Origin of the sequence: Nocardioides marmorisolisilvae (assembly GCF_031656915.1) — a bacterium.
GTDB classification, from domain to species: domain Bacteria; phylum Actinomycetota; class Actinomycetes; order Propionibacteriales; family Nocardioidaceae; genus Marmoricola; species Marmoricola terrisoli.
This window is the reverse complement of record NZ_CP134227.1, coordinates 1,785,675-1,811,745: the sequence shown is the minus strand read 5'-3', so window position 1 is coordinate 1,811,745 and position 26,071 is coordinate 1,785,675. Positions and strand designations below refer to the sequence as shown.

The 26,071-nt window shown below is 70.2% G+C and carries 21 protein-coding genes and 1 tRNA gene; 16 read left to right on the top strand and 6 right to left on the bottom strand.

The features are described from left to right. The first annotated feature begins 34 nt into the window (after window positions 1–34). On the top strand, window positions 35–823 hold the full coding sequence (locus Q9R13_RS08590; RefSeq protein ID WP_310964683.1) for a methyltransferase domain-containing protein: 789 nt from the start codon (window positions 35–37) through the stop codon (window positions 821–823). Continuing rightward, window positions 820–1,863 carry a tellurite resistance/C4-dicarboxylate transporter family protein gene (locus Q9R13_RS08585; RefSeq protein ID WP_310964682.1) on the top strand — a complete coding sequence of 348 codons (1,044 nt, stop codon included), beginning with the start codon at window positions 820–822 and terminating at the stop codon, window positions 1,861–1,863. Before Q9R13_RS08590 ends, Q9R13_RS08585 begins: the two co-directional genes overlap by 4 nt. 15 nt (window positions 1,864–1,878) lie before the next feature. On the opposite strand, the gene Q9R13_RS08580 is transcribed toward Q9R13_RS08585, so the two are convergent. Then, window positions 1,879–2,475, bottom strand: a complete 597-nt coding sequence (locus Q9R13_RS08580) for a TetR/AcrR family transcriptional regulator (protein ID WP_310965062.1) — start codon at window positions 2,473–2,475, stop codon at window positions 1,879–1,881. A gap of 133 nt (window positions 2,476–2,608) precedes the next feature. Then, window positions 2,609–3,568, bottom strand: coding sequence for an acyl-CoA desaturase (locus Q9R13_RS08575; protein ID WP_310964681.1), 960 nt, complete (start codon window positions 3,566–3,568; stop codon window positions 2,609–2,611). A gap of 134 nt (window positions 3,569–3,702) precedes the next feature. Between Q9R13_RS08575 and Q9R13_RS08570 the strand changes: the two genes are divergently transcribed. The 5 genes from Q9R13_RS08570 to Q9R13_RS08550 all read left to right on the top strand — a co-directional run bounded on the left by Q9R13_RS08570 (window position 3,703) and on the right by Q9R13_RS08550 (window position 7,732). Further along, window positions 3,703–4,407 (top strand): acetate uptake transporter family protein, encoded by a 705-nt coding sequence (locus tag Q9R13_RS08570; RefSeq protein ID WP_310964680.1) that lies wholly within the window; start codon window positions 3,703–3,705, stop codon window positions 4,405–4,407. Between the two features lie 149 nt (window positions 4,408–4,556). Then, a tRNA-Gln gene (locus tag Q9R13_RS08565) sits at window positions 4,557–4,635 on the top strand. A gap of 91 nt (window positions 4,636–4,726) precedes the next feature. After that, window positions 4,727–5,167, top strand: coding sequence for an SRPBCC family protein (locus Q9R13_RS08560; protein ID WP_310964679.1), 441 nt, complete (start codon window positions 4,727–4,729; stop codon window positions 5,165–5,167). 42 nt (window positions 5,168–5,209) lie between these two features. Further along, window positions 5,210–6,694, top strand: coding sequence for a bifunctional UDP-N-acetylglucosamine diphosphorylase/glucosamine-1-phosphate N-acetyltransferase GlmU (glmU, locus tag Q9R13_RS08555; RefSeq protein WP_310964678.1), 1,485 nt, complete (start codon window positions 5,210–5,212; stop codon window positions 6,692–6,694). Window positions 6,695–6,751: 57 nt separating this feature from the next. Beyond that, on the top strand, window positions 6,752–7,732 hold the full coding sequence (locus Q9R13_RS08550; protein ID WP_310964677.1) for a ribose-phosphate diphosphokinase: 981 nt from the start codon (window positions 6,752–6,754) through the stop codon (window positions 7,730–7,732). Between the two features lie 25 nt (window positions 7,733–7,757). On the opposite strand, the gene Q9R13_RS08545 is transcribed toward Q9R13_RS08550, so the two are convergent. After that, window positions 7,758–8,501, bottom strand: coding sequence for a GAF and ANTAR domain-containing protein (locus tag Q9R13_RS08545; protein ID WP_310964676.1), 744 nt, complete (start codon window positions 8,499–8,501; stop codon window positions 7,758–7,760). A 170-nt stretch (window positions 8,502–8,671) separates the two neighbouring features. Beyond that, a complete protein-coding gene (locus Q9R13_RS08540; RefSeq protein WP_310964675.1) occupies window positions 8,672–11,245 on the bottom strand; it encodes a M1 family aminopeptidase in 2,574 nt (857 codons plus the stop codon). Between the two features lie 215 nt (window positions 11,246–11,460). On the opposite strand from Q9R13_RS08540, the gene Q9R13_RS08535 reads away from it, so the two are divergent. From Q9R13_RS08535 to Q9R13_RS08505, 7 genes are all read left to right on the top strand, one after another. Next, window positions 11,461–12,135, top strand: coding sequence for a 50S ribosomal protein L25/general stress protein Ctc (locus Q9R13_RS08535; protein ID WP_310964674.1), 675 nt, complete (start codon window positions 11,461–11,463; stop codon window positions 12,133–12,135). A gap of 19 nt (window positions 12,136–12,154) precedes the next feature. Beyond that, window positions 12,155–12,736 (top strand): aminoacyl-tRNA hydrolase, encoded by a 582-nt coding sequence (pth, locus tag Q9R13_RS08530; protein WP_310964673.1) that lies wholly within the window; start codon window positions 12,155–12,157, stop codon window positions 12,734–12,736. Window positions 12,737–12,892: 156 nt separating this feature from the next. Further along, entirely contained in the window at window positions 12,893–13,696 is an 804-nt protein-coding gene (locus tag Q9R13_RS08525; protein ID WP_310964672.1) for an inositol monophosphatase family protein, read from the top strand. A 4-nt stretch (window positions 13,697–13,700) separates the two neighbouring features. Beyond that, complete coding sequence (locus tag Q9R13_RS08520; RefSeq protein WP_310964671.1) at window positions 13,701–14,297, top strand: HAD-IA family hydrolase; 597 nt, start codon at window positions 13,701–13,703, stop codon at window positions 14,295–14,297. Window positions 14,298–14,340: 43 nt separating this feature from the next. Then, window positions 14,341–15,255: a non-homologous end-joining DNA ligase gene (gene ligD / locus Q9R13_RS08515; RefSeq protein WP_310964670.1), complete on the top strand. Its 915-nt coding sequence runs from the start codon at window positions 14,341–14,343 to the stop codon at window positions 15,253–15,255. 125 nt (window positions 15,256–15,380) lie between these two features. After that, window positions 15,381–17,003 (top strand): succinic semialdehyde dehydrogenase, encoded by a 1,623-nt coding sequence (locus tag Q9R13_RS08510; protein WP_310964669.1) that lies wholly within the window; start codon window positions 15,381–15,383, stop codon window positions 17,001–17,003. 41 nt (window positions 17,004–17,044) lie between these two features. After that, a complete protein-coding gene (locus tag Q9R13_RS08505) occupies window positions 17,045–18,775 on the top strand; it encodes a GMC family oxidoreductase (RefSeq protein WP_310965061.1) in 1,731 nt (576 codons plus the stop codon). A 100-nt stretch (window positions 18,776–18,875) separates the two neighbouring features. Here the strand turns inward: Q9R13_RS08505 and Q9R13_RS08500 are convergent, their stop codons facing one another. After that, window positions 18,876–19,961 (bottom strand): FUSC family protein, encoded by a 1,086-nt coding sequence (locus tag Q9R13_RS08500; protein ID WP_310964668.1) that lies wholly within the window; start codon window positions 19,959–19,961, stop codon window positions 18,876–18,878. A gap of 321 nt (window positions 19,962–20,282) precedes the next feature. Here Q9R13_RS08500 and guaA point away from each other — a divergent pair, with 321 nt between their 5' ends. Continuing rightward, complete coding sequence (gene guaA / locus Q9R13_RS08495; protein WP_310965060.1) at window positions 20,283–21,857, top strand: glutamine-hydrolyzing GMP synthase; 1,575 nt, start codon at window positions 20,283–20,285, stop codon at window positions 21,855–21,857. A 119-nt stretch (window positions 21,858–21,976) separates the two neighbouring features. Beyond that, entirely contained in the window at window positions 21,977–24,754 is a 2,778-nt protein-coding gene (locus Q9R13_RS08490; RefSeq protein ID WP_310964667.1) for an ATP-binding protein, read from the top strand. A 19-nt stretch (window positions 24,755–24,773) separates the two neighbouring features. Here Q9R13_RS08490 and Q9R13_RS08485 read toward each other — a convergent pair whose 3' ends face one another. Continuing rightward, window positions 24,774–26,015 carry a hypothetical protein gene (locus Q9R13_RS08485; protein ID WP_310964666.1) on the bottom strand — a complete coding sequence of 414 codons (1,242 nt, stop codon included), beginning with the start codon at window positions 26,013–26,015 and terminating at the stop codon, window positions 24,774–24,776. Window positions 26,016–26,071: the final 56 nt, after the last annotated feature.

The following is a 26,071-nucleotide window of genomic DNA, read 5'->3' as shown; positions in this document are numbered from 1 at the left end:
AGACTGCCGGGACATCGAGACTCGTGGAGGTGCGATGAGCTGGGACCCCGGGCGCTACCTGACCTACGCCGACGAGCGGGGCCGCCCGTTCGTCGAGCTGCTGGCCCGCATCGACGCCGACGAGCCGGGCGTGGTCGTCGACCTCGGCTGCGGGCCGGGCAACCTGACGGCGCTGCTGGCGCGCCGGTGGCCATCGGCTCGCCTCAGCGGCGTCGACAGCAGCGCGGAGATGATCGCGCGTGCCCGTGCCGACCACCCGGATCTCGACTTCGTGGTGCAGGATCTCCGTGAGTACGTCGCAGCCGGGTCCGATCCCGTCGACGTACTGATCTGCAACGCCACCCTCCAGTGGGTCCCCGGGCACCTCGACCTGCTGCCCACGCTGGTCCGCGCCGTGGCGCCTGGGGGCTGGCTGGCCTTCCAGGTGCCCGGGAACTTCGACCAGCCCAGCCACACGATCCGTCGCGCGCTCGCCGCCGAGCCGCCGTACGCCGCGCAGACCGTCGAGGCCGCCTCGCCCGATGCCCACGACGCCGCCACCTACCTGCGCGCGCTCGGCGGGCTGGGCTGCGCCGTCGATGCGTGGGAGACCACCTACCTGCACGTCCTGCACGGCGAGGATGCGGTCTTCGACTGGATCAGCGGCACCAGCCTGCGGCCGACGCTCGCCGCGCTGGACGAGGAGCTCCGCGCATCGTTCAGCGCCGAACTGCGGCGTCGGCTGCGGGTGGCCTACCCCGACGACGGAGGCGGTGTGGTGCTGCCGTTCCGGAGGGTCTTCGTCGTCGCCCGGGTCTCGCGGCGTCCTATCGTTCAGGAGTGACCCCAGCTGATTCGGGCGGGCAGATCGGCCAGATCGGCCAGGCCCTGCGGGAGCTGTCACCGGGCTACTTCGCCGCGGTGATGGCGACCGGGATCTGCTCGATCGGACTTCGCGACGAAGGTGCGACCGCTCTATCGCGAGCGCTGCTGGTGCTGACCGCGGCATCGTTCCTCGGCCTGATCGTGCTCAACGGCTGGCGGTTCGCTCGCTACCGCCACGAGATGGCCGAGGACTTCACCCACCCGCTGCGCGGCTTCGGCTTCTACACCTTCGTCGCGGCCGCGAACGTGCTCGCGGTCCGGATCGCCGTCGAGCACCGCGGCGTGGCGATCGGCCTGCTCGCGGTGGCCTCGGTGGCCTGGTTGCTGCGTGGGTACGCCGTGCCGTGGACTACCCACCTCGGAGCCGGCGAGCATCCGATCGTCGCGGCTGCCAACGGGACCTGGTTCATGTGGGCGGTCGGCGGCCAGTCCATCTCGGTCGCCGCCGCCACGTTGGCGCCGTACGAGCACGGGCAGGCGCTGCCGCTGATCGCACTGATCGCCTGGGGGCTGGGACTCTTCCTCTACGTCGTCGACGGGGTCTTCGTGGCGATGCGGCTGCTCGCCTACGACTTCGGCGCGGCCGACCTCACTCCGCCGTACTGGGTGGCGATGGGTGCCGCAGCCATCACTGCCCTCGCCGGGTCCTTGGTCGCCCACCTACCACCGGGCCCCTTCGCGGACGTCGCGCGGGACACCATCAGGGCCGGAAGCCTGCTGGCGTGGGTGATCGCCACCTGGCTGGTGCCGGCACTGTTCGCGATGGGCTGGTGGCGACACGTCACCCATCGCATCCCGCTGCGGTACGACGCCAATCTGTGGAGCATCGTCTTCCCGCTCGGGATGTACGCGATGGCCTCGACCACGATCGGGAAGCTCGACGGGCTGCCCTGGCTGGCCGACGTCGGGCACGTCTGGACCTGGGTGGCGTTCGCCGCTTGGTTGCTGACCGCGTTGGCCGGGGTGCGGCACGTCGTGATGGACGTGCTGCTGGGCTGACCGCCCGGTCCCTCCTCAGTCCCCGGAGCGCAGTGACGGTGACTTCTCCAGTCCCGCGAGTCCGTTCCAGGCGAGGTTGACCAGGTTGGCGGCGACGACCTCCTTGGCCGGTTTGCGGGCATCGAGCCACCACTGGCCCGTCGTACCCACCATGCCGACGAGCATCTGGGCGTACATCGGAGCCGCCTTCGCGTCGAACCCCCGGCTCTTGAAGTGCTCGGCCAGGATGTGCTCGACCCGGGTGGCCGTGTCGCCGATGATCGAGACGTAGGACCCGGACGCGGAGCCGGGAGGGCTGTCGCGGACCAGGATGCGGAAGCCGTCGGGGTGCTCCTCGACATAGGTGAGCAGTGCCACCGCCGCCTGCTCGATCAGGATCCGCGGGCGGGACGCCGACAACGCGCCGCGCATCAGCTCCAGCAGCCGCTGCACCTCCCGGTCCACCACGACCGCGTAGAGGCCCTCCTTGCCGCCGAAGTGCTCGTAGACCACCGGCTTGGAGACCTCGGCTCGCGCCGCGATCTCCTCGACGGAGGCACCGTCGTACCCGCGCTCGGCGAAGAGACCGCGGGCGATCTCGATGAGCTGCTCGCGGCGCTCGGCGGCCGTCATCCGGCTGCGTGGGAGGCGCTTCTGCTCTGCGGTCACCCCTGCATCCTCGCGCATCGCCGCGGTACCCGCGCGGCGGTTGGGCGCCGTCCGGGGGGTTGGTCGTGCTGACCGACCAGATCCGGCTCAGCGGGGCCTAGGCGGCTTGGTTCGCCACCAGCTTGGACTGGACCCGCTCCTGGACCGGCCAGCGGACGTCGTATATCCAGCCGCACTTCTCCAGCGCCCAGATCACCCGTGCCGAGGTGTCGAGCTGACCCCTCATCACGCCGTGCCGCGCACAGGTCGGGTCGGCGTGGTGCAGGTTGTGCCACGACTCGCCCATCGAGGGGATCGCCAGCCACCAGACGTTCGCTGACTTGTCGCGGGAGACGAAGGGGCGGTCGCCGATCGTGTGGCAGATCGAGTTGATCGACCAGGTGACGTGGTGGAGCAGTGAGACCCGCACCAGCGAGCCCCAGAAGAACGCGGTCAGCGCGCCCTGCCACGACCAGGTGATCAGTCCGCCGAGGACGGCCGGGGTGGCCAGCGAGACCGCGACCCACATCGGGAACTGCCGTGAGATCCGGACGATGTCGCGGTCCTTCATCAGGTCCGGGGCGTACTTGCGCTGCGGGGTCTGCTCGGTGTCGAACAGCCACATCATGTGGGCGTGGAAGAAGCCCTTGGTCAGCGCCCGGAGGTTGGTGCCGTACTTCCAAGGGCTGTGCGGGTCGCCGTCCCGGTCGGAGAACTTGTGGTGCTTGCGGTGGTCGGCCACCCAGCGCACGACCGGGCCCTGGATCGCCATCGAACCGCAGATGGCCAGCACGTTCTTGGTCACGCGGTTCGGCTTGAACGACTTATGGGTGAACAGCCGGTGGTAGCCGACGGTCACGCCGTGCCCGGTCAGCCAGTACATGAAGATGGTGATGCCCACGTCGGTCCAGCTCAGCCAGCCGCCCCAGGCGATCGGGATCGCGGCCAGGACCGCGAGGAACGGGACGAGGATGAAGAGAGCCAGCGCGAACTGCTCCTTGCGCGACTGGTGGTCGCCACCGAGGGTCGCCCGCTCGGGCACCTCGACGGGGGAGATGGGCTCTGCGGTGGTCGTCATAGACAAGTCCTGCGCTGCTCGAGGGGAGATGGTCCAACCTACGCAACCGTAACTCAGCCCGCGGGCGCTCACAACGCCACGACGTCGGACCGCCCGATCGTTTCCGTGGTCGTCGCCCGGGTACCTCGTCGCGCATGACCCAGTCGGACCTGCGAGCCCTCCCGGTGCCGGACTCCCGCATCTTCCTGCGGCCGTTGGCCAACCCGATCCCCCTGGGGTTCCTCGCGCTCGTGACGGCCACGACGGTCTATGCCGCGATGCAGCTGGGCTGGATCAGCCCGGCGCAGGGCCGGCTCGCCGCGGAGGTGGTGCTTGTCCTGTGCGTCCCGCTCCAGCTGGTCGCGATGGTCCTCGGCTTTCTGTGCCGCGACCCCGTGGCGGGCACCGGCATGGGGATGCTGGCCGCCGGCTGGGGCACGATCGCCCTCGGCACCCTGACCACCGGGCTACCCTTCCCCGCGCCCGTGCTCGCGGTGGTGCTCTTCACCGTCGCGGCGTGCCTGCTGGTGCCTTGTGTCGCAGGCTGGGGGAAGCCCGTTGCCGCGCTCGTGATGCTGGTGAGTGCCGCTCGGTTCGTCGTCACGGCCGTGGCCGGGCTGGCGTCGTCGTCGGGATGGAGCAGTGCGCTCACCTGGGCGCACGTGGCCGGCTGGGTAGGAATCGCGCTCGCGGTGATCGCGCTGTACGCCGCCCTGGCCTTCGAGCTCGAGAGCATCGCCAAGAGGGCCGTGCTCCCGGTGCCGCGTCTGGGACCCGCGCGGATCGACGATGAGCACGTCGGCTTGTCCCAGCAGCACGCCGCACTCGTTCGCGAGGCCGGCGTACGGCGGCAGCTGTAGGGCGCCGCCGTACGCCGGAGTGGATCCACCGCGGCAGGCCTGTGCCGAGCGTTGCCCTGATCCCGGACCGATCCGGGGTCGTCCGCTGGGCCCGTCCGCTGGGCCCGGACGACTGACCCGTGCGGACCGTTAGCCTTGTCTCGCACCGATCCCCGGTTGGTCTGCCGGCAGGGCCCGCCTGACTTTGAATCAGGATTAGCGACGTAGGTTCGACTCCTACCCGGGGAGCTTCGGTGACGTGCCGCGACCGCGCGATCAGCACGCCGACCTGACGGACGACATGTGTCACCGCGCCGTACGTCGTGCCACACTCCCGCGCGTGCCCACGATCGTGGAGAAGTCGGTCGAGATCGCCGCGCCTGTCGCGGAGGTGTTCGCCTATGTCGATGACTTCACCACCACCAAGGACTGGATGTACGGCCTGCACCGCATCGATCCGGTCGGCGAGCAGCTGCGCGGGGTGGGGGCCACCTACGACGGCGTGATGAAGCTGGGCGTGTCGCTGAGCTCCCGGATCCGGTGCACCGGCTGGGAACAGGACCGGCTGATCGAGCTCACCTCGATCAGTGGCATCCGCAACACGCAGCGCTGGACCTTCACCGACCTCGCCGCGGACCGGACCCGGGTCGAGGCGTGGATCAACTACTCGCTGCCCGGCGGACCCGCCGGCAGAGCGATCGCCAGCGCAGTCAAGCCCTTCGTCAGCATCGCGATCGCGCACACCAGCGAGGCGCTGGTCCGGAACATCGAGGAGCGCTGACCGCCGCGGCGTGTGGGCGGCTGACGCACGTAGGGTGGCGGTGTGCTCAACGACATCACGGTGATCGTCCTCGCCGCCGGTGGCGGCACCCGGATGAAGTCGAAGACCGCGAAGGTGCTGCACCCGATCGCGGGCCGCAGCATGGTCGGTCACGTGCTCGCCGCTGTCTCGGCGCTCGAGCCGGCCACGGTCGTCGCGGTGGTGGGCCACCAGCGTGAGCAGGTCGCGCCACACATCCAGGAGCAGCTGCCCAACGCCGTGCTGGCCGTTCAGGAGGAGCAGTCCGGCACCGGCCACGCCGTACGCATCGCCTGGGAGTCACTGTCGCCGGAGGATCGTCACGGCACGGTGCTGGTCGCGTACGGCGACACGCCTCTGCTCGAGGGCGACAGCCTGCGCCAGTTCGTCAACGCCCACGTCAGCACTGGCGGCGCGGTCAGCATCCTGTCCGGAGTGGTCGAGGATCCCTTCGGCTACGGCAGGGTGATCCGCGACGAGCAGGGCAGCGTGACCGCGATCGTCGAGCAGAAGGACGCCACCGACGAGCAGGCCGCGGTCAGCGAGATCAACAGCGGCATCCTCGCCTTCGACGCGGAGTTCCTCGACTCGGCGCTGCCGCGGATCGGCAACGACAACGCCAAGGGTGAGTACTACCTCACCGACACCGTCGCGCTGGCGCGGGCCGCCGGCCGGACGGTAGGGGCGTTCCCCCTCGATGACGTGCTGCAGACCGAGGGGGCCAACGACCGGGCCCAGCTCGCGGCGCTCGCGCGAGAGAAGAACTCACGGATCCTCCGGCACTGGATGGCCGAGGGCGTCACGATCATCGACCCCGCCACCACCTGGATCGACGTGGACGTCACGCTGGCGGCCGACGTCACCGTCCTGCCCGGCGTACAGCTGCTCGGGACCACCGTGGTCGCTGAGGACGCGGTCGTCGGACCCGACTGCACGCTGAAGGACTGCGAGATCGGCGTGGGCGCGAAGGTGGTGCGGACCCACGGCGAGCTGGCGGTGATCGGCGCGGGCGCGAGCGTGGGACCGTTCTCCTTCCTCCGCCCGGGGACGGACCTCGGGGCGAAGGGCAAGATCGGCGCGTTCGTGGAGACGAAGAACGCCCAGATCGGCGACGGCGCCAAGGTGCCGCACCTGTCGTACGTCGGCGACGCCGAGATCGGCGAGGGCGCCAACATCGGCGCCGGCACGATCTTTGCCAACTACGACGGCGTCGCCAAGCACCGCACCGTGGTCGGCCGGCACGCGAAGACCGCCAGCAACAACACCTTCGTCGCCCCGGTCACGATCGGTGATGGTGCGGCGACCGGGGCCGGCAGCGTGATCCGCAAGGACGTGCCGCCCGGGGCGCTCGCGGTCTCGAGCGGACCGCAGCGTCACTACGACGCCTGGGCCCAGCGCAAGCGGGCCGGCACCGAGCAGGCGGCGGCCGCCGAGGCCGCCGGGACGGATGCCGTCTCGGATGCTGGTGAGGTAGGCCCCGGTGTTGGGGACGAGCCGGTCGGTGGGTGACACTAGGGGCGAGCGAGGTCGCCCGGGCGAGCGGCCACCGAAGGAGCGCATCCGGCCGTGAGTGGACTGAAGAAGACCACCGAGAAGAACCTGATGGTGTTCAGCGGACGGGCTCACCCCGAGCTCGCCGAAGAGGTGGCCGAGCAGCTCGGCACCGGCCTGGTGCCGACCTCGGCCTACGAGTTCGCGAACTCCGAGATCTACGTGCGCTACCAGGAGTCGGTGCGCGGCTGCGACGCCTTCGTCATCCAGAGCCACACCGCTCCGGTCAACGAATGGATCATGGAGCACCTGATCATGGTCGACGCGCTCAAGCGCGCCTCGGCGAAGCGGATCACGGTGGTGATGCCGTTCTACGGCTACGCCCGCCAGGACAAGAAGCACCGCGGCCGCGAGCCGATCTCCGCACGGCTGATGGCCGACCTCTTCAAGACCGCCGGCGCCGACCGGCTGATCTGTGTCGACCTGCACACCGCGCAGATCCAGGGCTTCTTCGACGGCCCCGTCGACCACCTGATGGCGCTGCCGATCCTGTCGACCTATGTCAAGGAGAAGTACGGCGACCAGCCGCTGGCGGTGGTCTCCCCGGACGCCGGTCGGATCAAGGTGGCCGAGCAGTGGTCCAGTCGGCTCGGCGGCGCGCCCCTGGCGTTCATCCACAAGACTCGCAACGTCGACCGTCCCAACGAGAGCATCGCCAATCGCGTCGTCGGTGAGGTCGCCGGTCGCATGTGCGTGCTTGTCGACGACATGATCGACACCGGTGGCACCATCGTCAAGGCCGCCGAGGCGCTGATGAACGACGGCGCCGCGGGTGTGGTCATCGCGGCGACCCACGCGATCCTCTCCGACCCTGCGGTCGACCGGCTGAAGAACTGCCCGGCTGCCGAGGTCGTGGTCACCAACACGTTGCCGCTCGCCCCCGAGCACGAGTTCGACAAGCTCACCTGCCTGTCGATCGCGCCGCTGATCTCGCGCGCGATCAAGGAGGTCTTCGAGGACGGCTCGGTCACCTCGATGTTCGACGGGCACGCCTGAGTCAGGCGGACGGATCCCCGGCCGGTCAGCTCGTTGTCGGCGTACCGCCCGCGTCCGGGCCCGGGTCCTTCTCGGCGGGGCCGTATGCGGGAAGCTTGCGGGTGACCACCAGCGTCTCCGCGAGGGCGCGCAGCTTGATGTTGTGGTTCTGGGAGTAGCGGCGCAGCACCGCGAACGCCTGGTCCTCGTCGAGGCCATGCCGCTCCATCAGGATCCCTTGGGCCTGGCCGATCCGCTTGCGGCCGTCGAGCGCGACGTTGAGGCCCTTGACCTTGAGTGATCCATCCAACGCGAGGGCCGCATGCCGGGAGATCAGGTGCGCGACGGCAACCTCGTCGGCGGTGATCAGCCGGTCGGTCGCCCAGTAGACGTTCATCGCGCCCAGACGGTGCTCTCCGGACTGGTCGAGCAGCTCGACGCCGAGGACGCTGCTGATCCCGAGGGCCAGCGCCTTCGGCGTCCACGTCGGCCAGCGTCGCTCGGCGGCCAGGTCCTGAGAGACCAGCGTTGAGCCGTGCCATGCGCTGTCGTAGCAGGGGCCCTCTGCCAGCTCGTTCTGCAGCATGTCTGCCTGCTCGACGATCGGTTCGGTCGGGGCGACGGTCTCGAGCCGGCCGCCGCGCCCGATCAGGGTGATCCCCGCATGATCGGCCCCTAGCTGCTCGCGGGCATAGGCGACCACCTGCTCGGCGGTCTGCTCGGGGTCGGGAGCGCGGTACATCCGCTCGGCGAGTTCGGCAAGCTCGGCGGCCAGCTCAGCACCATCCATCAGACGTTCTCCTCCAGGCGGGGTGAAGCGTGAGGCGGCGTGAGGCATCTCTCGAGGTCGATATCCGCTGTCGCCACCCTACGACCCATGGCGGATGCAGCGCTCCCGCCGGCTGCCGGAGGGCCGGGAGACACAGTCGGACCGTGAGTGCACCGCCGGGCTCCGGCGAGTCAGCCGAGGCCCGCGGTCCGCACCCGCAGAGCGACGTCGACGTCATCGAGGCGGTCGTTCCAGCTCCGTCGCAGCACGGTGGGAACCTCGCCGTCGACGGTTGCCGCGAGCCGCTCCCGGAAGCCCTGCACCTGCTCCACCGGGCGTGCGAGCGTGGGGAGCTGGGCGCCGATGACCTGGGAGAACGCCTGTCCGCGGCGGCCGGCCAGGGCGGGGGACTCGTCCAGGTACCGGTCGAGCCAGGGCGCGGTGAGCGCGACCTGTCGACGTGACCAGAACCCCTCGCTGAGCGCGACATAGTCGCGGTTCGAGCAGGACGACGAGTGCATCGCAGCCCAGGCCCGCCTCTTCGCCTCCGAGGTCGGCTGTGCCGCTCGAGCGCGGACAGCACCGAGCACCGCGACGGCCGAGGGGTCTCGAGTCACCTCCGCCTCGATGTCGTGCTCGTCGGCCTCACCGAGCTCGGCCAGCCGCCAGTGGGCGAGCCAGCGGAGGTCGCGCTCAACGGGCCGACCGATGTCGGTCCGGCCGTCGTCGAGCCAGCCTCGCAGCTCTGCCGGCTCGAGACTCGTGCGGGCGAGCGCCCGCAGCGCAGGCAGCTGCAGATCAGGAGCGCCTGCGACCAGCGCACGCGCGGTCGCGGCCACCCTCCGCTCCACGTCGTCGAGCGCCTCCGGTGCGGTCCACTGGGCCAGCAGCCGGCCGGTGACCGGGGCCAGCACACCCTCGACGATCACCGGGTCGGTCTCCACAACCAGGTGGGCGCCCACGAGATCGAGCAGGGCCGTGACGCGGAGCTCGCCGTGGCGCACCCGGTCCAGAGCGTTGGCCCACAGCACGGCCCGGGTAAGCGGATCGGCCACCCGGGACAGAGTTCGCGCCACCGTGCTCCACGAGTTGTCGTCGAGGAGCACCCGTGCGTAGGTCTCGTCCTGGCTGTTGGGCACGACGGCCAGCTCGCTCCAGCCCTCCAGCCTCAGCGGATCGTCGGCGAGGTCGACCAGCCGCTGGTCGACCAGCGTGCCGGACTCGTCGTACGCCGCGACGTGGAACCTGTGCGCGCGGCTGCCCGCTCGGTGCAGCACGGGTACGTCGCCATCGCGCTCGACCCGGATCGTGTCGAACCCGGTGGTGCGCAGCCACTGCGCGGCCCATCCACGGACGTCGCGGCCCTTCGACAAGCTCAGGGGTCGGTCGGTCGGGTTCGGGGGTCGGTCGGTCGGGCTCAGGGGTCGGCCGGTCGGGTTCGGGGGTCGGTCGGTCGGGCTCAGGGGTCGGCCGGTCGGGTTGGGGGGTCGATCGCCCGCGAGGGAGTCGAGGAAGTCGGCGAGGGTGGCGTTGCCGAAGGCGTGCCGGGTGAGGTGGGCGTTCACCCCGGCCAGGAAGTCGTCCTCGCCGAGCCAGGTGACCAGCTGGCGGAGGACCGCGTTCCCCTTGGCGTAGGTGATCATGTCGAAGTTGCCGAACGCGGTGTCCACGTCGGTCATCGCCTCGGTGTCCTCGGCGATGGGGTGGGTGGAGCGGCGGGCGTCGGCGACGTACGCCGTGGGCTTGCGGATCAACGCACAGCCCACCCACGCGCCGGTGAAGCCGGCGGCGCGGCCGGCGACCTCGTAGCCCATGTAGTCGGCGAAGGACTCGTTGAGCCAGCTGTCCTCCCACCAGCGCATCGTGGTCAGGTCGCCGAACCACATGTGCGCCATCTCGTGGGCGATCACCTCGGCGCGCAGCAGCCGCTCCTCGGCCGTCGGCTCGTCCGGGGCGAGGAGCTCGTCGCGGAAGGTGATGCACCCCGGCGTCTCCATCGCGCCCCAGTTGAGCTCGGGGACCAGGACCTGGTCGTAGGAGTCGAACGGATAGGGCTCGTCGAAGATGCTCGTGTAGTAGTCGAAGCAGCGGGTGGTGATCGCGCGCAGCTCCTCGACGTCCCGCTCGAGCTCGGCCCGCTTCGACGCGCGCGTGTGCCAGCCGAACCCGAGGCCGGCGTGCTCGAACGTGACCGAGGTCCACGGTCCGGCGCAGACCACGAACAGGTACGTCGAGATCGGTGGGGTGGTCGTGAACCGCCAGTGGCCACGCTCGCGGGCGCCGACGCCGTTGGCCAGCACCGTCCACTCCTCAGGTGCCTCGACCTCGAGGGTGATCGGGGCCTTGAGGTCGGGTTGGTCGAAGCAGGCGAAGACGTGGCTGGCCAGGTCCATCCCGCAGTACGCCGAGACATAGCGCTGGCCGTCGGCGGGGTCGGTGAACGCGTGCATGCCATCGCCGGTGGTCACGTAGGGCAGCTCGGCCCGCAGCACGAGCTCGTTCTCGGGACCGAGGCGGGGGAGCAGCAGGCGATGGCCGTCGTACGTGGTGTCGGTGGGCAGCTCGGCGCCGTTGAGGGTGGCGGCGAGCGTGCTGGCCCCGGCAAGGTCGATGAACAGTCCCTCCTCCGCGCCGCCCGCGACGGTGAACCACGCCCGGGTCTCGGAGGTGAACGCGTCTGGCCGGGTCAGGTCCAGGCGGACGTCGTACGAGCGCACCGCGATCGCGGTGGCGCGGGCTCGTGCCTCGTGCAGCGTGAGCGACATCCCCGGAGCCTACGACGACCGATTCGCCGATCCCACAAGGGATTCGGTAGGATTCCCTGGTTGCCTCGGCGAGGGACGCCCCACGTGGGCATGCTCCGTGATCGACGCGGCCGGTACGCAGGAAATCCATGCACCGTGCTGCCCGTCGCGCGGTGCATGCGTCGTCTCTGACCGAGCACCCCGCGAACCTGTTCAACGCACATCGAGGAGTCTGCATGTCCGAGGACCTGATCAAGGCCGAGTCCCGCACCGAGTTCGGCAAGGGTGCCGCGCGCCGCATCCGCCGAGCCGACAAGATCCCCGCCGTCATCTACGGTCACGGCAGCGACCCGATCCACGTCACCCTGCCCGGCCACGACACGATGATGGCGCTCAAGCACGGCGGGTCCAACGCGGTGCTCAACATCGAGGTCGAGGGCAAGGTCCAGCTCGCGCTGACCAAGCAGGTCCAGGCCGACCCGATCAAGGGCTTCATCGAGCACGTCGACTTCGTCTCGGTGAAGAAGGGCGAGAAGGTCACTGTGGACGTGCGCATCCACGTCGTGGGCGAGGCGAAGTCCGACGCCCTGGTGGTGACCGAGGCCAACACGATCACTCTCGAGGCAGAGGCGACCCACATCCCCGAGTCCATCGAGGTCTCGATCGAGGACGCCGAGGTCGGCACCCAGATCACCGCCGGCGAGCTCGACCTGCCGAGCGGCTCGACGCTGCTCACCGACGCCGAGACGCTGATCGTGAACATCACGCACGCGCCGACGGCTGCCGAGGTGGAGGCCGAGCTGGAGGAAGCCGAGGCCGAGGCAGGCATCGAGCACGAGGAGGCCACGGCGGAGGCTCCCGCCGAGGCTGCCGAGGGGGCTCCGGCAGAGGAGTCCTCCGACTCCGAGTGACCGGAGGGGTGATCGCGGCGTGGCCGACGACACCTGGCTGGTCGTAGGGCTGGGCAACCCCGGTCCGACGTACGCCGGCACCCGGCACAACATCGGCTACCTGGTGGCCGACGAGCTGGCCGCTCGGATGGGCTCCAGCTTCCGACGACACAAGTCCGTCCGGGCCGACGTGGTCGAGGGGCGGCTGATGCTCGGTGGCCCCAAGGTGGTGCTGGTCCGGCCGCGCAGCTACATGAACGAGGTCGGCGGCCCGGTCTCGTCGGTCGCGAAGTTCTTCCACGTGCTTCCCGAGCGCGTGGTCGCGATCCACGACGAGCTGGACATCGCGTTCGGCACGCTGCGGGTCAAGTTCGGCGGCGGGGACAACGGGCACAACGGGCTCCGTTCGATGCGCTCGTCGCTCGGCACCGGCGACTTCTTCCGGGTCCGTGCCGGCATCGGCCGACCGCCCGGACGTCAGGACCCCGCCGACTTCGTGCTGTCCCCCTACTCGGCGGCCGAGCGCAAGGAGCTCCCCTTCCAGATCGGCGATGCCGCCGACGCCGTGGAGTGCCTGGTCGACAAGGGCCTCGCGGAGACTCAGCAGCGTTTCAACCGCTGACCGTCCGTCCGTCCGTCCGCCCGCTCGCCCGTCCGTCGTCGAGGCGGCGCAACCTTGCAGCCGAGAGCCGTCGAGGCGGCGCAACTTTGCAGCGACGTGCCGGGCCGTGGGAGGGCATGTGGACCGGAGCCGACTCGACGCCCCTAGGGTGGGCGCGTGACTGACTTCGATCCCGGAACACCGCCCGCTCACGCCGACGACCACCAGTTCGCCGCCTGGGCCGCGACTGCGGCCGGCAACCTGCTCACCGAGGTCCGCAGCCAGGGCCTGGAGGGCAGGGCACTCAAGGACGCCGGCGACCTCGCCGCGCACGAGCTGTTGATGCGGCTGATCGCCGAGCACCGTCCTGACGATGCGATCCTCTCGGAGGAGGAGCACCGGGGCACCAGTTCGCGCCACGACCGCCGTACGACGGAGCGGGTGTGGATCATCGACCCGCTCGACGGCACCCGCGAGTTCTCCGAGCCGCCGCGCGAGGACTGGGCCGTCCACGTCGCACTGTGGGCAGCATCAGGCCCCGGTGTCGGTGACCTGGTCGCGGGTGCGGTGGCCCAGCCCGGCCTGGGGATGACGTTCGACACCGGCAACCCGCCCGTCGTACCGCCGCGCACCTCCGACCGGCCCCGGCTCGTCGTGTCCCGTACGCGCCCGCCCGCCTTCGTCGAGGCCCTCGCCGAGGAGATCGGGGGCGAGCTGGTGCCGATGGGCTCCGCCGGCGCGAAGGTGATCTCGGTGGTCCGCGACGTCAGCGACGCCTACGTGCACGCCGGTGGCCAGTACGAATGGGACTCCGCCGCTCCGGTGGCCGTCGCCCGCGCCGCCGGGCTGTTCACCAGCCGGGTCGACGGCTCGCCGCTGGCCTACAACCAGGACGAGGTCAGCCTCCCTGACCTCGTCGTGTGCCGGCCGGAGCTGAGCGACCAGATCCTCGACTTCATCGCCCGGCACGGCACCGAGTAGTCCCATGATCCGGGCCGTCCTGTGGGACGCCGACGGTGTCCTGCAGGTGCTGCCGCCGTTCGACAGCCTCTGGGCGTTCCTTCCCGAGAAGACGAGATCGGCGCTCGTCGCGGACACGTTCGGCAGCGACGGCCGAGATGTGCTGACTGGACGCATCGACATGGCTGAGCACGTCGACGCCGTCATCGCACGGCACGGGCTGGGCGCGCATCGCGACGAGATCCTGGCCGTGTGGAGCCGCTTCCCGCCGGTGCCGGCGGCTCGGGATCTGCTTGCCCGGGTCCGCCGTGCCGGGACCATGTGTGTCCTCGCGACCAATCAGGACACCCTTCGCGAGGCGAACATGCGCCCGGTCTACGCGGCGCTGGTCGACCGCTGCTACTTCTCGTCCGCGTTGGGCGTGGCCAAGCCCGACACCGCGTTCTTCGACCACATCGCCACGGACCTCGCCGTACAGCCGGAGGAGCTGCTGTTCATCGACGACAGCGCGGACAACGTTGCAGGCGCCCGTGCCGCCGGGCTCTGCGCGACCCAGTGGCACCACTCCGCCCACATCGACGGCCTTCGCGGCGCCCTCGTCGACCACGGCCTCGCGATCTGAGTGCCATCCACCGAAGGCCGCGGTGGTGGCTACTGTCGGCACCGTGAGCGACGCAGTCGAGATCGAGGTGGACGACAAGGTCGTCCGTGTGACCAACCCTGAGCGCGTCTACTTCCCCGAGCTCGGCGCGACCAAGCTCGACCTGGTCCACTACTACCTGTCGGTCGGCGATGGGATCGTCAACGCCCTGTTCGAGCGGCCCTGCATGCTGCACCGCTTCCCGACCGGCGTCACGGGCGAGAAGGTCCACCAGAAGCGGCTGCCGAAGGGTGCGCCCGCGTGGATGGAGACGGTCGAGGTCTTCTTCCCCCGCTGGAAGCGGACGGCCGACGAGCTCTGCGTCACCGAGCTCGCCCAGGTTGTCTGGGCCGTGCAGATGTCGACGGTCGAGTTCCATCCGTGGAACAGCCGTCGGGCCGATGTGGAGACGCCCGACGAGTGGCGCATCGACCTCGACCCGGGGCCGGAGTGTCGCTGGGACACGGTGCAGCGCGTCGCCCACGTGGTCCACGAGATCCTCGACGAGCTGGGGGCGCTCGGCTACCCGAAGACCAGCGGCGGGAACGGGCTCCATGTCTACGTCCGGATCCCGGCGGAGCACGGCTTCGCCGACGTACGCCGGGCCGCGAAGGCGTTCGCCGACGAGGTGGCTCGCCGTACGTCCGAGGTGACCACCGCCTGGTTCCGCAAGGACCGGGACCCCGCTCAGCTGTTCGTCGACTGGAACCAGAACACCCGCGATCACACCATCGCGGCGGCGTACTCCGTGCGGGGGAACGCCCGCGCCACGGTCAGCACGCCGGTGCGGTGGGAGGAGGTCGATGACTGTGAGCCCGATGACTTCACGATCGCGACCGTGCCGAGGCGGTACGCCGAGATCGGCGACCTGCACCGCGACATCGACGCGCACGTCTTCGACCTCGCGCCGTTGCTGGAGTGGTCGGACCGGGACAACTGAGCCATCCGTGACCACTCGCGGGCAATCTGGGACCGCTCGCGGGCAATCTGTGACCACTCGGCGGGCGTCCGCTTTACAAGATCGGGCATTGTGTCAAGTGGTTACCGGCGCGTATTCTCCGCGACATGACCCAGCCAACGTCCGGACCCGGACCGGCCTCCGCCGGTGAGCTGCCCTTCGACCCCGAGCACGACCCGAAGGCGTCGTACGCGTTCGAGCCGGGCTACGTCAAGGCCCTGACCGATCGCGTTGTGAGCAGCACCGGCGAGACCGTCACGGCGTACGCGCCCGCGACCGGGCAGCCGCTGGCGATCATTCCGCAGTCCAGCGAGGCCGACGTGGCCGAGGCGTTCGAGCGGGCCCGACGGGCGCAGCAGGCCTGGCAGCGGGTGAGCATCGATGACCGGGCCGCGATGCTGCTCCGGCTGCACGACATCGTGCTCGACCGGCAGGACGAGATCATCGACCTGATCTGCTGGGAGTCGGGCAAGGCCCGCAAGCACGCGTTCGACGAGCCGCTGCACATCGCGCTGACCGCGCGCTACTACGCGCGTACGGCGCACCGCCACCTCGACACCGAGCGCCGGATCGGTGTCATCCCGGTGCTCACCCGCGCCGAGGTCAACCACGTGCCCAAGGGCGTGGTCGGGATCATCTCGCCGTGGAACTACCCGTTCACGATGGCGCTATGCGACGGCATCCCGGCGCTGCTCGCGGGCAACGCGGTGGTGGCCAAGCCGGACGCGCAGACGATGCTCAGCGCGCTGCTCGGCGCGCAGCTCCTCGAGGAGGCCGGCTTCCCTCGCGACCTCTGGAACGTCGTGGCCGGCCCCGGCCGCGAGCTGGGCACGCCGATGATCCAGCGTGCCGACTACATCTGCTTCACCGGCTCGACCGCGACCGGCAAGCACATCGCGCGGCAGTGCGCAGAGCGCCTGATCGGCGCGTCGCTCGAGCTCGGCGGGAAGAACCCGATCCTCATCCTGCGCGACGCCGACCTCGAGCGCGCGGCCGAGGGCGCCGTACGCGCCTGCTTCTCGAACGCCGGCCAGTTGTGCGTCTCGACCGAGCGGATGTTCGTGGCCGACCAGGTCTACGACCGGTTCAAGGAGAAGTTCGTCGAGAGGACCAAGGCGATGCGGCTCGACGCCGGGATCGGCTGGGGTTCGGACATGGGCTCGCTGATCAGCCAGGACCAGCTCGACACCGTCACCGCCCACGTCGAGGACGCCGTCGCCAAGGGTGCGACGGTACTCGCCGGCGGACGGGCGCGACCGGATCTCGGCCCGTACTTCTACGAGCCGACGATCCTCGAGGGCGTCACGCCGGAGATGACCTGCTTCGGCAACGAGACCTTCGGCCCGGTGATCAGCCTCTACCGCTTCCACGACGAGGCCGATGCGGTCGCGCGTGCCAACGACGGGGAGTACGGCCTGAACGGCGCGATCTACAGCCGTGACACCGCCCGGGCCAGGATGATCGCCCGCCAGATCAGGTGCGGGACCATCAACATCAACGAGGCCTTCGGCGCCACCTTCGCCAGCGTCGACGCGCCGATGGGGGGGATGCGCGAGTCGGGGCAGGGCCGTCGTCAAGGGGGCGAGGGGATCCTGCGCTACACCGAGACCCAGTCGGTCGCGTCCCAGGCGCTGCTTCGGTTCGGGCCGCAGTTCGGAATGAGCGATGAGCAGTACGCCAAGGTGATGACGTTGTCGCTGCGGCTGATGAAGAAGATGGGGCGCCCATGAGTACGACGGACAGCGGCGCGGGCAAGCATCGTGCCGAGGAGATGGACCCGACGACCGACGCCGGCACGGATTTCGACTACGACGTGATCGTCATCGGCTCGGGTTTCGGCGGCTCGGTCACCGCCCTGCGGCTCACCGAGAAGGGCTACCGGGTCGCGGTTCTCGAGGCCGGCGCGCGGTTCCGTGACGAGGACTTCGCGTCCACGTCGTTCGACCTCAAGCGCTACCTGTTCAACCCCGCGATCGGCTGCTACGGCATCCAGCGCATCGACATGGTCAAGGACTGCATGATCCTGGCCGGTGCCGGCGTGGGTGGCGGATCGCTGGTCTACGCGAACACGCTCTACGAGCCGCTCGACGCGTTCTACCGGGACAAGTCGTGGGCGCACATCACCGACTGGAAGACCGAGCTGGCGCCGTACTACGACCAGGCGAAGCGGATGCTCGGCGTGGTCACCTACCCACACCTGACCCCGTCGGACGAGGTGATGAAGAAGGTGGCCGACGACATGGGCGTCGGCGACACCTTCCACCCGACGCCGGTCGGGGTGTTCTTCGGTGGACCCGGGCAGGCCGACGGCGAGCGGGTCGCGGACCCGTACTTCGGTGGCAAGGGCCCCGAGCGGAACACCTGCCTCAACTGCGGTGAGTGCATGACAGGGTGCCGGCACAACGCGAAGAACACGCTGGTGAAGAACTATCTCTACCTCGCCGAGCAGAACGGCGCGGTGGTGCATCCGCTGACGACGGTCACCCGGGTCCGCCCGCTCGACGGTGGTGGCTACCGGGTCGACGCCCGGTGGACCAAGGCCAAGGCGTCCCGACGTACGGCGACGCGCAGCTTCACCGCCGAGCAGGTCGTCTTCGCGGCCGCGGCCCTGGGCACGCAGAAGCTGCTGCACCGGCTCAAGGCCGAAGGAGACCTGGCCGGCCTGTCGGACCGGCTCGGCGAGCTGACCCGGACGAACTCCGAGTCCATCCTCGGTGCCCTCGCGCCCGACACCAGCGTCGACTACAGCCAGGGCGTGGCGATCACGTCGTCGTGGCACCCCGACGAGGTGACCCACATCGAGCCGGTGCGCTACGGCAAGGGCTCGAATGCGATGGCGATGATGCAGACCGTGCTCACCGACGGCGACGGTCCCGACCCACGCTGGAAGGCGTGGCTGAAGGAGATGTGGTCCAAGCGTCGGGAGGTGCTCGAGCTCTATGACCTCAAGCACTGGTCGGAGCGGACCGTGATCGCCCTGGTGATGCAGACCGTCGACAACTCCATCACCACGTTCCCGAAGAAGACACCGTTGGGCTGGGTGCTGTCGTCGAAGCAGGGGCACGGCCAGCCGAACCCGACCTGGATTCCGAAGGCCAACGAGGCGGTACGCCGGATGGCTGCCCTGCTCGGCGGCACCCCTGGCGGCAACATCGGCGAGCCGTTCAACCGGCCGCTCACCGCGCACTTCATCGGCGGCTGCACCATCGGTGACTCGGCGGAGACCGGCGTGGTCGACCCGTGGCAGCGCGTGTATGGCTACCCCGGCCTGCACATCGCCGACGGGTCGGCGATCTCCGCGAACCTCGGGGTGAACCCGTCGCTGACCATCACCGCCCAGGCCGAGCGCGCGATGGCCTACTGGCCCAACAAGGGTGAGGCCGACCCGCGCCCGTCGCTCGGGTCGGCGTACGAGGCGCTGGCGCCGGTCGCACCGCGCTCCCCGGTCGTTCCGGACGACGCCCCTGCGGCATTGCGGCTCCCGATCGTCGCGGTCTCCTGAGCCCTGTCGAGGCGGTGTGGCCGTGCAGGACCGCACATCTGCGCCGCCTCGGCGTCTCTGGGTTGCAAAGTCGAGCCGCCTCGACCGGGTGGGTGGGGGGTCAGTGGCGGGAGGGGAGCTCGTCGGCGTGGTCGTCGGGGACCAGGGCGCTGACGGCACGGCGTACGGCGATGACGAGGGCGCCGGCGGTGAAGAGGTCGTCACCGGTCTCCCCGCGAGTACGCCGGATCTCCTCGACGAGCTCGGCCATCGCAGCGTCGACCCTGCGCAGCGGTTCGAGGGGAGCGATCGGGGAGTCCAGCCCGGCCAGCAGGTCGGCGGCGGCGGCCAGCAGCTCCGCCGCCTGAGGGCGCAGCCGCGGGCCGAGCGCGATGTGCTCCGATCCGCTCACCTCGTGGGTGGACAGCAGGGTGGAGACGTCCTCCACGAGGAAGGTGAGCTGCTCCAGGGCCCGGGCCAGTGCGTACTGCCGGTTCGCGGTGTCTCGCCAGTGCCGGGCCCGCCAGTTCGCACGGCGAGCCTCTGACGCCTCGCCGACCATCTCACTCATCCGTCGGGAGAGTGGGATCAGCGCACGATGCCCCTCCTGCCACTCCTCCGGCGTCGGGGCCCTGTCGCCGCGCAGTCCCTCGGCCAGCTCGGTGAGCTGCTCGGCCAGGGCGTCGCGGACCTCCCGCACGCGCAGTCCGGTGCGGGACAGGGGCAGCGGGGCGAAGACCAGGTTGACCACGATCCCGATCGCGGCGCCCAGGCTGGTCAGGCCGAGGTAGCCGATCAGGAACTCCTCGGAGTCCGCCCCTCCGGGGATCAGCACGAACAATCCGGCGACCGGCACCCAGCTCCCCAGGCGGCCCAGAACCGACCAGTTCGCGATCAGGGAGCCGCCACCGATCACCACGAGCAGCCCGAGCACATCGTTGTCGGTCACCGCGTGGATCGCGAGGGCGAGGGCCGCGCCGATCATCACGGCTGCGACCGCACGCAGCGAGTCGCGAATCGACCCCGCCACCGTGGTCGTCACGGCGATCACCGCGCCGAAGGGCGCGTAGTAGGGGTAGAGGTTCGCGGCGCCTCCGAGCGGTCGCACGATCAGCCAGGCGATCGCGGCTGCCAGGCCTGCACGCACGGCGCGTGCCACGCCGGGTCGACGCTCGAGGATCCGCAGCCGCGGGAGGGTGAGCCGCATGCAGCCCTCGTGCCCGAGCGCGACGCGCGCATGCCCGGATGCGACACGGGCCGAGGGGAAAATGGTCCGGAAATGGATCCAGGGCCCGACCGGGGAGGGAGGGGGTCGGGCCCTGGCGAGTCCACTTGCCGCGGACCTGGTGTGATCCGGCCTGGGAGGGAGCAAAAGCACCGGATCCGACACCGTAAACGAGGCCTTCGGACGGGGGTTATGGCGGTGACGAAAGTTTTTTCGGACGTACTCCGATCCGGGCCCGGCTGCGTCGTCCCGGGGTGCGCAACTAGACTCCAGACCCTCATCACCGCAACCCCGAAGGCAGCGATCGTGACCGACCACGACCTCGTCCTCGTCGTCGACTTCGGCGCCCAGTACGCCCAGCTCATCGCCCGGCGCGTCCGCGAGGCCAAGGTGTACTCCGAGATCGTGCCCCACTCGATGCCGGTCGCCGAGATGTTGGCCAGGGAGCCGAAGGCGATCGTCCTCTCGGGTGGCCCGTCGAGCGTGTATGTCGAGGGCGCGCCCGGCGTCGACCCGGCCCTGTTCGAGGCTGGGGTGCCGGTGTTCGGCATCTGCTACGGCTTCCAGGCGATGGCCCGCGCCCTGGGGGGCGAGGTGGCCCGCAACGGCGTCTCGGAGTACGGCCGGACCGAGTTGCAGGTCGGCCTCGGCGGCACGCTCCTCGCGGACCTGCCGACCGAGCAGCGGGTGTGGATGTCCCATGGCGACTCGGTGACCGACGCGCCGGAGGGGTTCTCGGTGCTGGCGAGCACCAGCGCGACCCCGGTGGCCGCCTTCGAGCAGGTCGAGCGGGGATTCGCCGGCGTCCAGTGGCATCCCGAGGTGATGCACACCGAGCACGGCCAGGCGGTCCTCGAGCACTTCCTGCTCCACATCGCCGGGTGCCGGCCGACCTGGACGATGGTGAACATCGTGGAGGAGCAGGTCGACAAGGTCCGTGCGCAGATCGGTGACGGGCGGGCCATCTGCGGACTGTCCGGCGGCGTCGACTCCGCGGTGGCGGCAGCGGTCGTCCAGCGTGCGATCGGTGACCGGCTGACGTGTGTCTTCGTCGACCACGGGCTGCTCCGCAAGGGCGAGGCCGAGCAGGTGGAGCGCGACTTCGTCGCCTCGACCGGCGTACGGCTGCATGTGGTGGACGCCGAGAAGCGCTTCCTCGACGCCCTCGCTGGAGTGAGCGACCCGGAGCAGAAGCGGAAGATCATCGGGCGCGAGTTCATCCGGGTCTTCGAGGCCGCGGAGGCCGAAGTGCTCCAGGGCGCCGACGACAAGGTCGCGTTCCTGGTGCAGGGCACCCTCTACCCGGACGTGGTCGAGTCAGGTGGCGCCCTTCACGATGGGCAAAGCGGTGCCGCCAACATCAAGTCCCACCACAACGTGGGCGGCCTGCCCGACGACCTCGAGTTCGCGCTGGTCGAGCCGCTGCGCACGCTCTTCAAGGACGAGGTCCGTCTGGTCGGCGAACAGCTCGGCCTGCCCGCCGAGATCGTCTGGCGGCACCCGTTCCCCGGCCCCGGGCTGGCCATCCGGATCATCGGCGAGGTGACTCGCGAGCGGCTCGACATCCTCCGCGAGGCCGACGCGATCGCGCGCGAGGAGCTCACCCGGGCCGGCCTGGACCGTGACATCTGGCAGTTCCCGGTGGTACTGCTCGCCGACGTCCGGTCCGTCGGCGTGCAGGGCGACGGCCGCACCTACGGCCACCCGGTGGTGCTGCGTCCGGTGACCTCCGAGGACGCGATGACCGCTGACTGGGCTCGGCTGCCGTACGACGTCCTCGAGCGGATCTCGACCCGGATTACCAACGAGGTCCGGGAGGTCAACCGGGTGACCGTCGACATCACCTCCAAGCCGCCGGGCACGATCGAGTGGGAATGAACCTGCTGGTCTAGGCCGCCGCCGTCCCGGCCCGGGATATCCCGGTCGCCCCTATTGCCGCTGCCCTATCGTTGGCGTCGGGAGGGGTGGCGTGACTCGCGCGGCCGGGGTGGAGACAGGTGGTTGCTGAGGCTGAGCTGTACCGGCAGATCGTGGAGTCCGCGGGCGATGGCCTGTGGTTGGTCGATCTGGATGGACGCACGCTCCACGTCAACGGCCGGACCGGGGAGATCCTGGGCCGATCGGCCGACGAGCTTGCCGAGGCTCGCCTGGACGACCTGCTCGAGCGTGTCGGCATGGATGGCCTGGAGGAGCCGTTCCGCTCCGGCGCCGCCACCGCATCGGAGACCGAACAGGTCTGCCATCGACCCGACGGCACCTCGGTGTTCGTCCTCGTGCGTCACAGCGCCGTCCGCGACCCGGACGGCGTCCTGGTCGGCCACCTCCACCGGCTGACGGAGAGCACCCGGCATCGAACCCTGGTGCGGGAGCTGGTCCGCAGCCGGTCCCAGCTCGCCGAGGCGCAGTCGCTTGCGCGGCTGGGCAGCTGGGAGATCGACCTGGTCGCGGGGGACGTGACCTGGTCCGACGAGATGTACAACGTCCTCGACCTCGATCCCGCCTCGGTCAAGCCCGACGCTGAGATCTTCTTCGACCTGCTCGAGAAGGACGACTCGGAGCGCGTTCGCGCGATCTACGAGGCCGCTCTCGTCGACGGTGGGGAGCGCACGGTCGACGGTCGGATCCGGCTCCGGGACGGCAGCTTCCGCTGGGTGCGTGCCGTCGGGCAGGTGCAGGCCCGCGACGAGCAGGGCAACCCGCTGCGGGTGACGGGGACCATCCAGGACATCGACGAAGCCAAGGAGACCGAGCTCCAACTGCGCGACGCCGTGGTGCTGAACACGATGATGCAGTTCATGGCGACGGCGGCGAACGAGACCGGCACCCTTCCTGACGCGTTGGTCCGGCTCCGGGATCTGCTCCTGGTCGACGACGACTGGGGTCGTGCGGTGGCGTTCTCGATCGTCGGCGACCGCCTGGTGCCACTCGAGGTCGGCGGCATCGCGGCCGATCACACCGACCGCGAGCGGCGGATCGCGACACAGACCCTGCTGACCGGGGCGACGGTCTTCGACGAGGACGAGGTGCCCGACGAGCCGTCGATCGGATTCCTGGTCAGTCCGGGCGGCACTCCGGCGGTAGTCCTGGTCATCACTGCGTGCTCGCCGTTCGTCCGGCACGCGATGCTCCGCTCGCTCGTCGACCAGGTCTCCTCCCAGCTGGCGCATGTCGCGCTGCGGGAGGCGGCCGCCCAGGAGCTCGCGAGTGCGCGCGACCAGGCGATGGAGGCCTCCCGGGCCAAGTCGGAGTTCCTCGCGACGATGAGCCACGAGATCCGCACTCCCCTGAACGGCGTGATCGGACTGGCCGACCTGCTGTTGAGGACGCCGCTCGACGACAACCAACGTCGTCTCGTCGACGGCATGGGCGATGCGGGCAGCTCGTTGCTCGCCCTGGTCAACGACATCCTCGACTTCTCCAAGATCGAGGCCGGCGGGCTGGAGCTGGAGCTCCTGGAGTTCCACCTTCCCGCGACTGTCCAACGGGCCCTCGACCTGCTCGCTCCCACAGCCGCCGAGAAGGGCATCGAGCTCGTCGTGAACATCGACGAGTCGGTGCCGGACCGCATCGTCGGCGACCCGAGCCGGTTCGGCCAGGTGTTGGCCAACCTCGCCTCGAACGCGGTCAAGTTCACGTCCGAGGGCAGGGTCGAGGTCCGCGTCGAGGCCGAGGAGCACGGCGACCGCGTTCTGGTGCGCGCCGAGGTGAGCGACACCGGCATCGGCATGGACGCCGACCAGCTGTCGCGGGTGTTCGAGCCGTTCCGGCAGGCCGACGCCTCCACCACACGCACCCACGGCGGCACCGGGCTGGGCCTGGCCATCGCGCGCCAGATCGTCGCGGCGTTGGATGGTGAGCTCGGCGCCACCAGCGGTATCGGGGCCGGTAGCACGTTCTGGTTCACCGGCTGGTTCGGTGCCGGCCGTCGCGGCACCGGCCTGCTGCGCAGCACCCCCGCCCAGCGCACCCCGTTGACGGGGCACGTGCTCGTTGTCGAGGACAACGAGGTCAACCGCATGGTCGCCCTCGGCATGCTTGAGGCCCTCGGGATCTCCGCGGACGTCGCCGAGAACGGCGAGGTGGGCGCCTCACGCGCCCTCAGCGGCGGGTACGACGCGGTGCTGATGGATCTGCAGATGCCGATGGTCGACGGGTTCGCTGCGACCCGCATGATCCGTGGCGGTGAGCGCTCCGGCGTCCATGTGCCGATCATCGCCGTCACCGCCTCGGCGACCGAGGGGGAGCGGGAACGGTGCCTCGCCGCCGGGATGGACGGCTTCCTGACCAAGCCGCTGGTGATGGACCGGCTCGGCGCCGTGCTCCACGAGCACGTGCCGCACCGGGCGCCCACCGCGGTCCGACAACGCGCCCAGGCCAAGGTCCGCGCGGTCGCCGCCGCGGCCGCCGCCCCCGACCTGCCCGAGGACGATCGGATCCTCGACATCGAGCGACTCGAGGATCTCCTCGACATGGGCGAGGCGGCCACGCCGCTGGTTCAGCGGGCGATCGACAACTTCGTCGCCGACGCCTTCGAGCAGGTCGAGGAGCTGCGCGAGGTGGCCAAGCGTGGCGACGCGAAGCGCTTCGAGTTCGTCGCGCACAAGCTCAAGGGAAGTGCGCTCAACCTGGGCGCGATGCGGGTCGGGCGGATCAGCCTCGAGCTCCAGGAGCTCGGCTCGGCCGATCGGGTGGGCCATGCTGTCGGCCTGGTCGACCAGCTCGAGAAGGCGCTCGCACAGACGGTCACGGTGCTGCGGGACCACCGACCGGCCTGACCCCTGTCGGCCGCGTCCCTCAGAGGGGCGTCAGCGGCAGCGACCGGCGCGGTGTGAGCTCGAAGCCCGCGCCGGTGCTCAACCGGGCCACCGCGACCTCTTCGAACTCGGGGACCGGGGCGTCCCGCTCGACCACGCGGGCGGTCCAGTCGGTGGCACTGCCGGTGACCTCAACGTCGAGGTGCGGAGCGACCGACCGCACGACGGCCTGCAGCGGCCGGATCTCGTGCGGGCCGCACAGCGGCAGCCAGCCGGAGTCCTCGTGCGCCGGTGAGCGGTGCACGACCACCCCGTCGCCGGTGGACTCGAGCGCGACGTACGCCGCGGGGTTGAGGGCCGGGTGCAGTGCGAGCAGTCGCGCGGCACCACTGACGTCACGCCCGAGGCCCAGTGCGCGGTGCAGCCGGGAGGCGGTCAGCCCGGCGCTGCCGATCAACTGGCGCGTGGCGATGGCGCGCACCTGATCGGGACCGCACCGCCGCCCGAGCGCGAGCACGAAGGAGATGCTCAGCAGGTGCATCTGCAGCGCGACCTCGTCGGCGAGCCGGACCAGCGCCGCGTGGGAGAAGGTGGCGAAGTCGAGGTCGGCCAGCAACGGGCCGGCGTAGTCGGGGACCCCGTCGTCCGAGGGGTCGACCGCCTGCAGATCGGTCGTGGCCGCCCGGGTGCGGGCCACCGCCTCGGTGGCCGCCGACGGCGCGATCTCGGAGTGGCTCGGGTCGATGGTCACGGTCCACGCGCAGTGCGGCCTCCGGTCGGCCGGACTGCGCGGGGGGCGATGGATCGGCCGCATCCGCGCCCGGGGGTTGGTGGCGACCGCGGTCGCGTCGAAGGTCGGGTCCTCGATGTCGTGGCACATGGACACGACGTACTCCTGGCCCATCGGCTCGACGTCCATCAGCGCCCCGCAGTGGTCCAGCCAGAACTCGCCGTGCCACCGGTCGTGCACCGCGTAGCGGAAGTCCATGAACTGGGGCGGTGCTCCGATGTCGAGCTGCAGGCCCTTGAAGATCGTGACCACGTCGTCGCCCTCGAACACCATCGCGCGCTGCATGCGCTGGGTGTAGACAGGACTGGCGCCCATCCACTCCTCGATCGCGATCCGGGTCATCTCCTCCCGCCCCCACGCCTCGATGCACCACGCCATCCCGGCGCGGTCGATCAGATGCCCGCAGAGCAGCAGCTCCGGGACGAGGCGGGCGAGGTCACCCCGTGCCAGGCCGACGTACCTGCTCGGTGGGTGAGAGGGGAGAGCGGACATGGTGCCAAACATTGAAACACGTTCTAGTCTGCTGGTCATGTGCACACGAGGGGGAG

Bases quoted from the DNA above. Each gene is read 5' to 3' on its own strand.
- Q9R13_RS08575 (WP_310964681.1), bottom strand. From the start codon at position 3,568: ATGACGACCACCGCAGAGCCCATCTCCCCCGTCGAGGTGCCCGAGCGG.
- Q9R13_RS08510 (WP_310964669.1), top strand. From the start codon at position 15,381: ATGACCCAGCCAACGTCCGGACCCGGACCGGCCTCCGCCGGTGAGCTG.
- Q9R13_RS08580 (WP_310965062.1), bottom strand. From the start codon at position 2,475: ATGACGGCCGCCGAGCGCCGCGAGCAGCTCATCGAGATCGCCCGCGGT.
- Q9R13_RS08540 (WP_310964675.1), bottom strand. From the start codon at position 11,245: ATGTCGCTCACGCTGCACGAGGCACGAGCCCGCGCCACCGCGATCGCG.
- Q9R13_RS08545 (WP_310964676.1), bottom strand. From the start codon at position 8,501: ATGGATGGTGCTGAGCTGGCCGCCGAGCTTGCCGAACTCGCCGAGCGG.
- Q9R13_RS08570 (WP_310964680.1), top strand. From the start codon at position 3,703: ATGACCCAGTCGGACCTGCGAGCCCTCCCGGTGCCGGACTCCCGCATC.
- Q9R13_RS08520 (WP_310964671.1), top strand. From the start codon at position 13,701: ATGATCCGGGCCGTCCTGTGGGACGCCGACGGTGTCCTGCAGGTGCTG.
- Q9R13_RS08535 (WP_310964674.1), top strand. From the start codon at position 11,461: ATGTCCGAGGACCTGATCAAGGCCGAGTCCCGCACCGAGTTCGGCAAG.
- Q9R13_RS08485 (WP_310964666.1), bottom strand. From the start codon at position 26,015: ATGTCCGCTCTCCCCTCTCACCCACCGAGCAGGTACGTCGGCCTGGCA.
- Q9R13_RS08505 (WP_310965061.1), top strand. From the start codon at position 17,045: ATGGACCCGACGACCGACGCCGGCACGGATTTCGACTACGACGTGATC.
- Q9R13_RS08500 (WP_310964668.1), bottom strand. From the start codon at position 19,961: ATGCGGCTCACCCTCCCGCGGCTGCGGATCCTCGAGCGTCGACCCGGC.
- Q9R13_RS08590 (WP_310964683.1), top strand. From the start codon at position 35: ATGAGCTGGGACCCCGGGCGCTACCTGACCTACGCCGACGAGCGGGGC.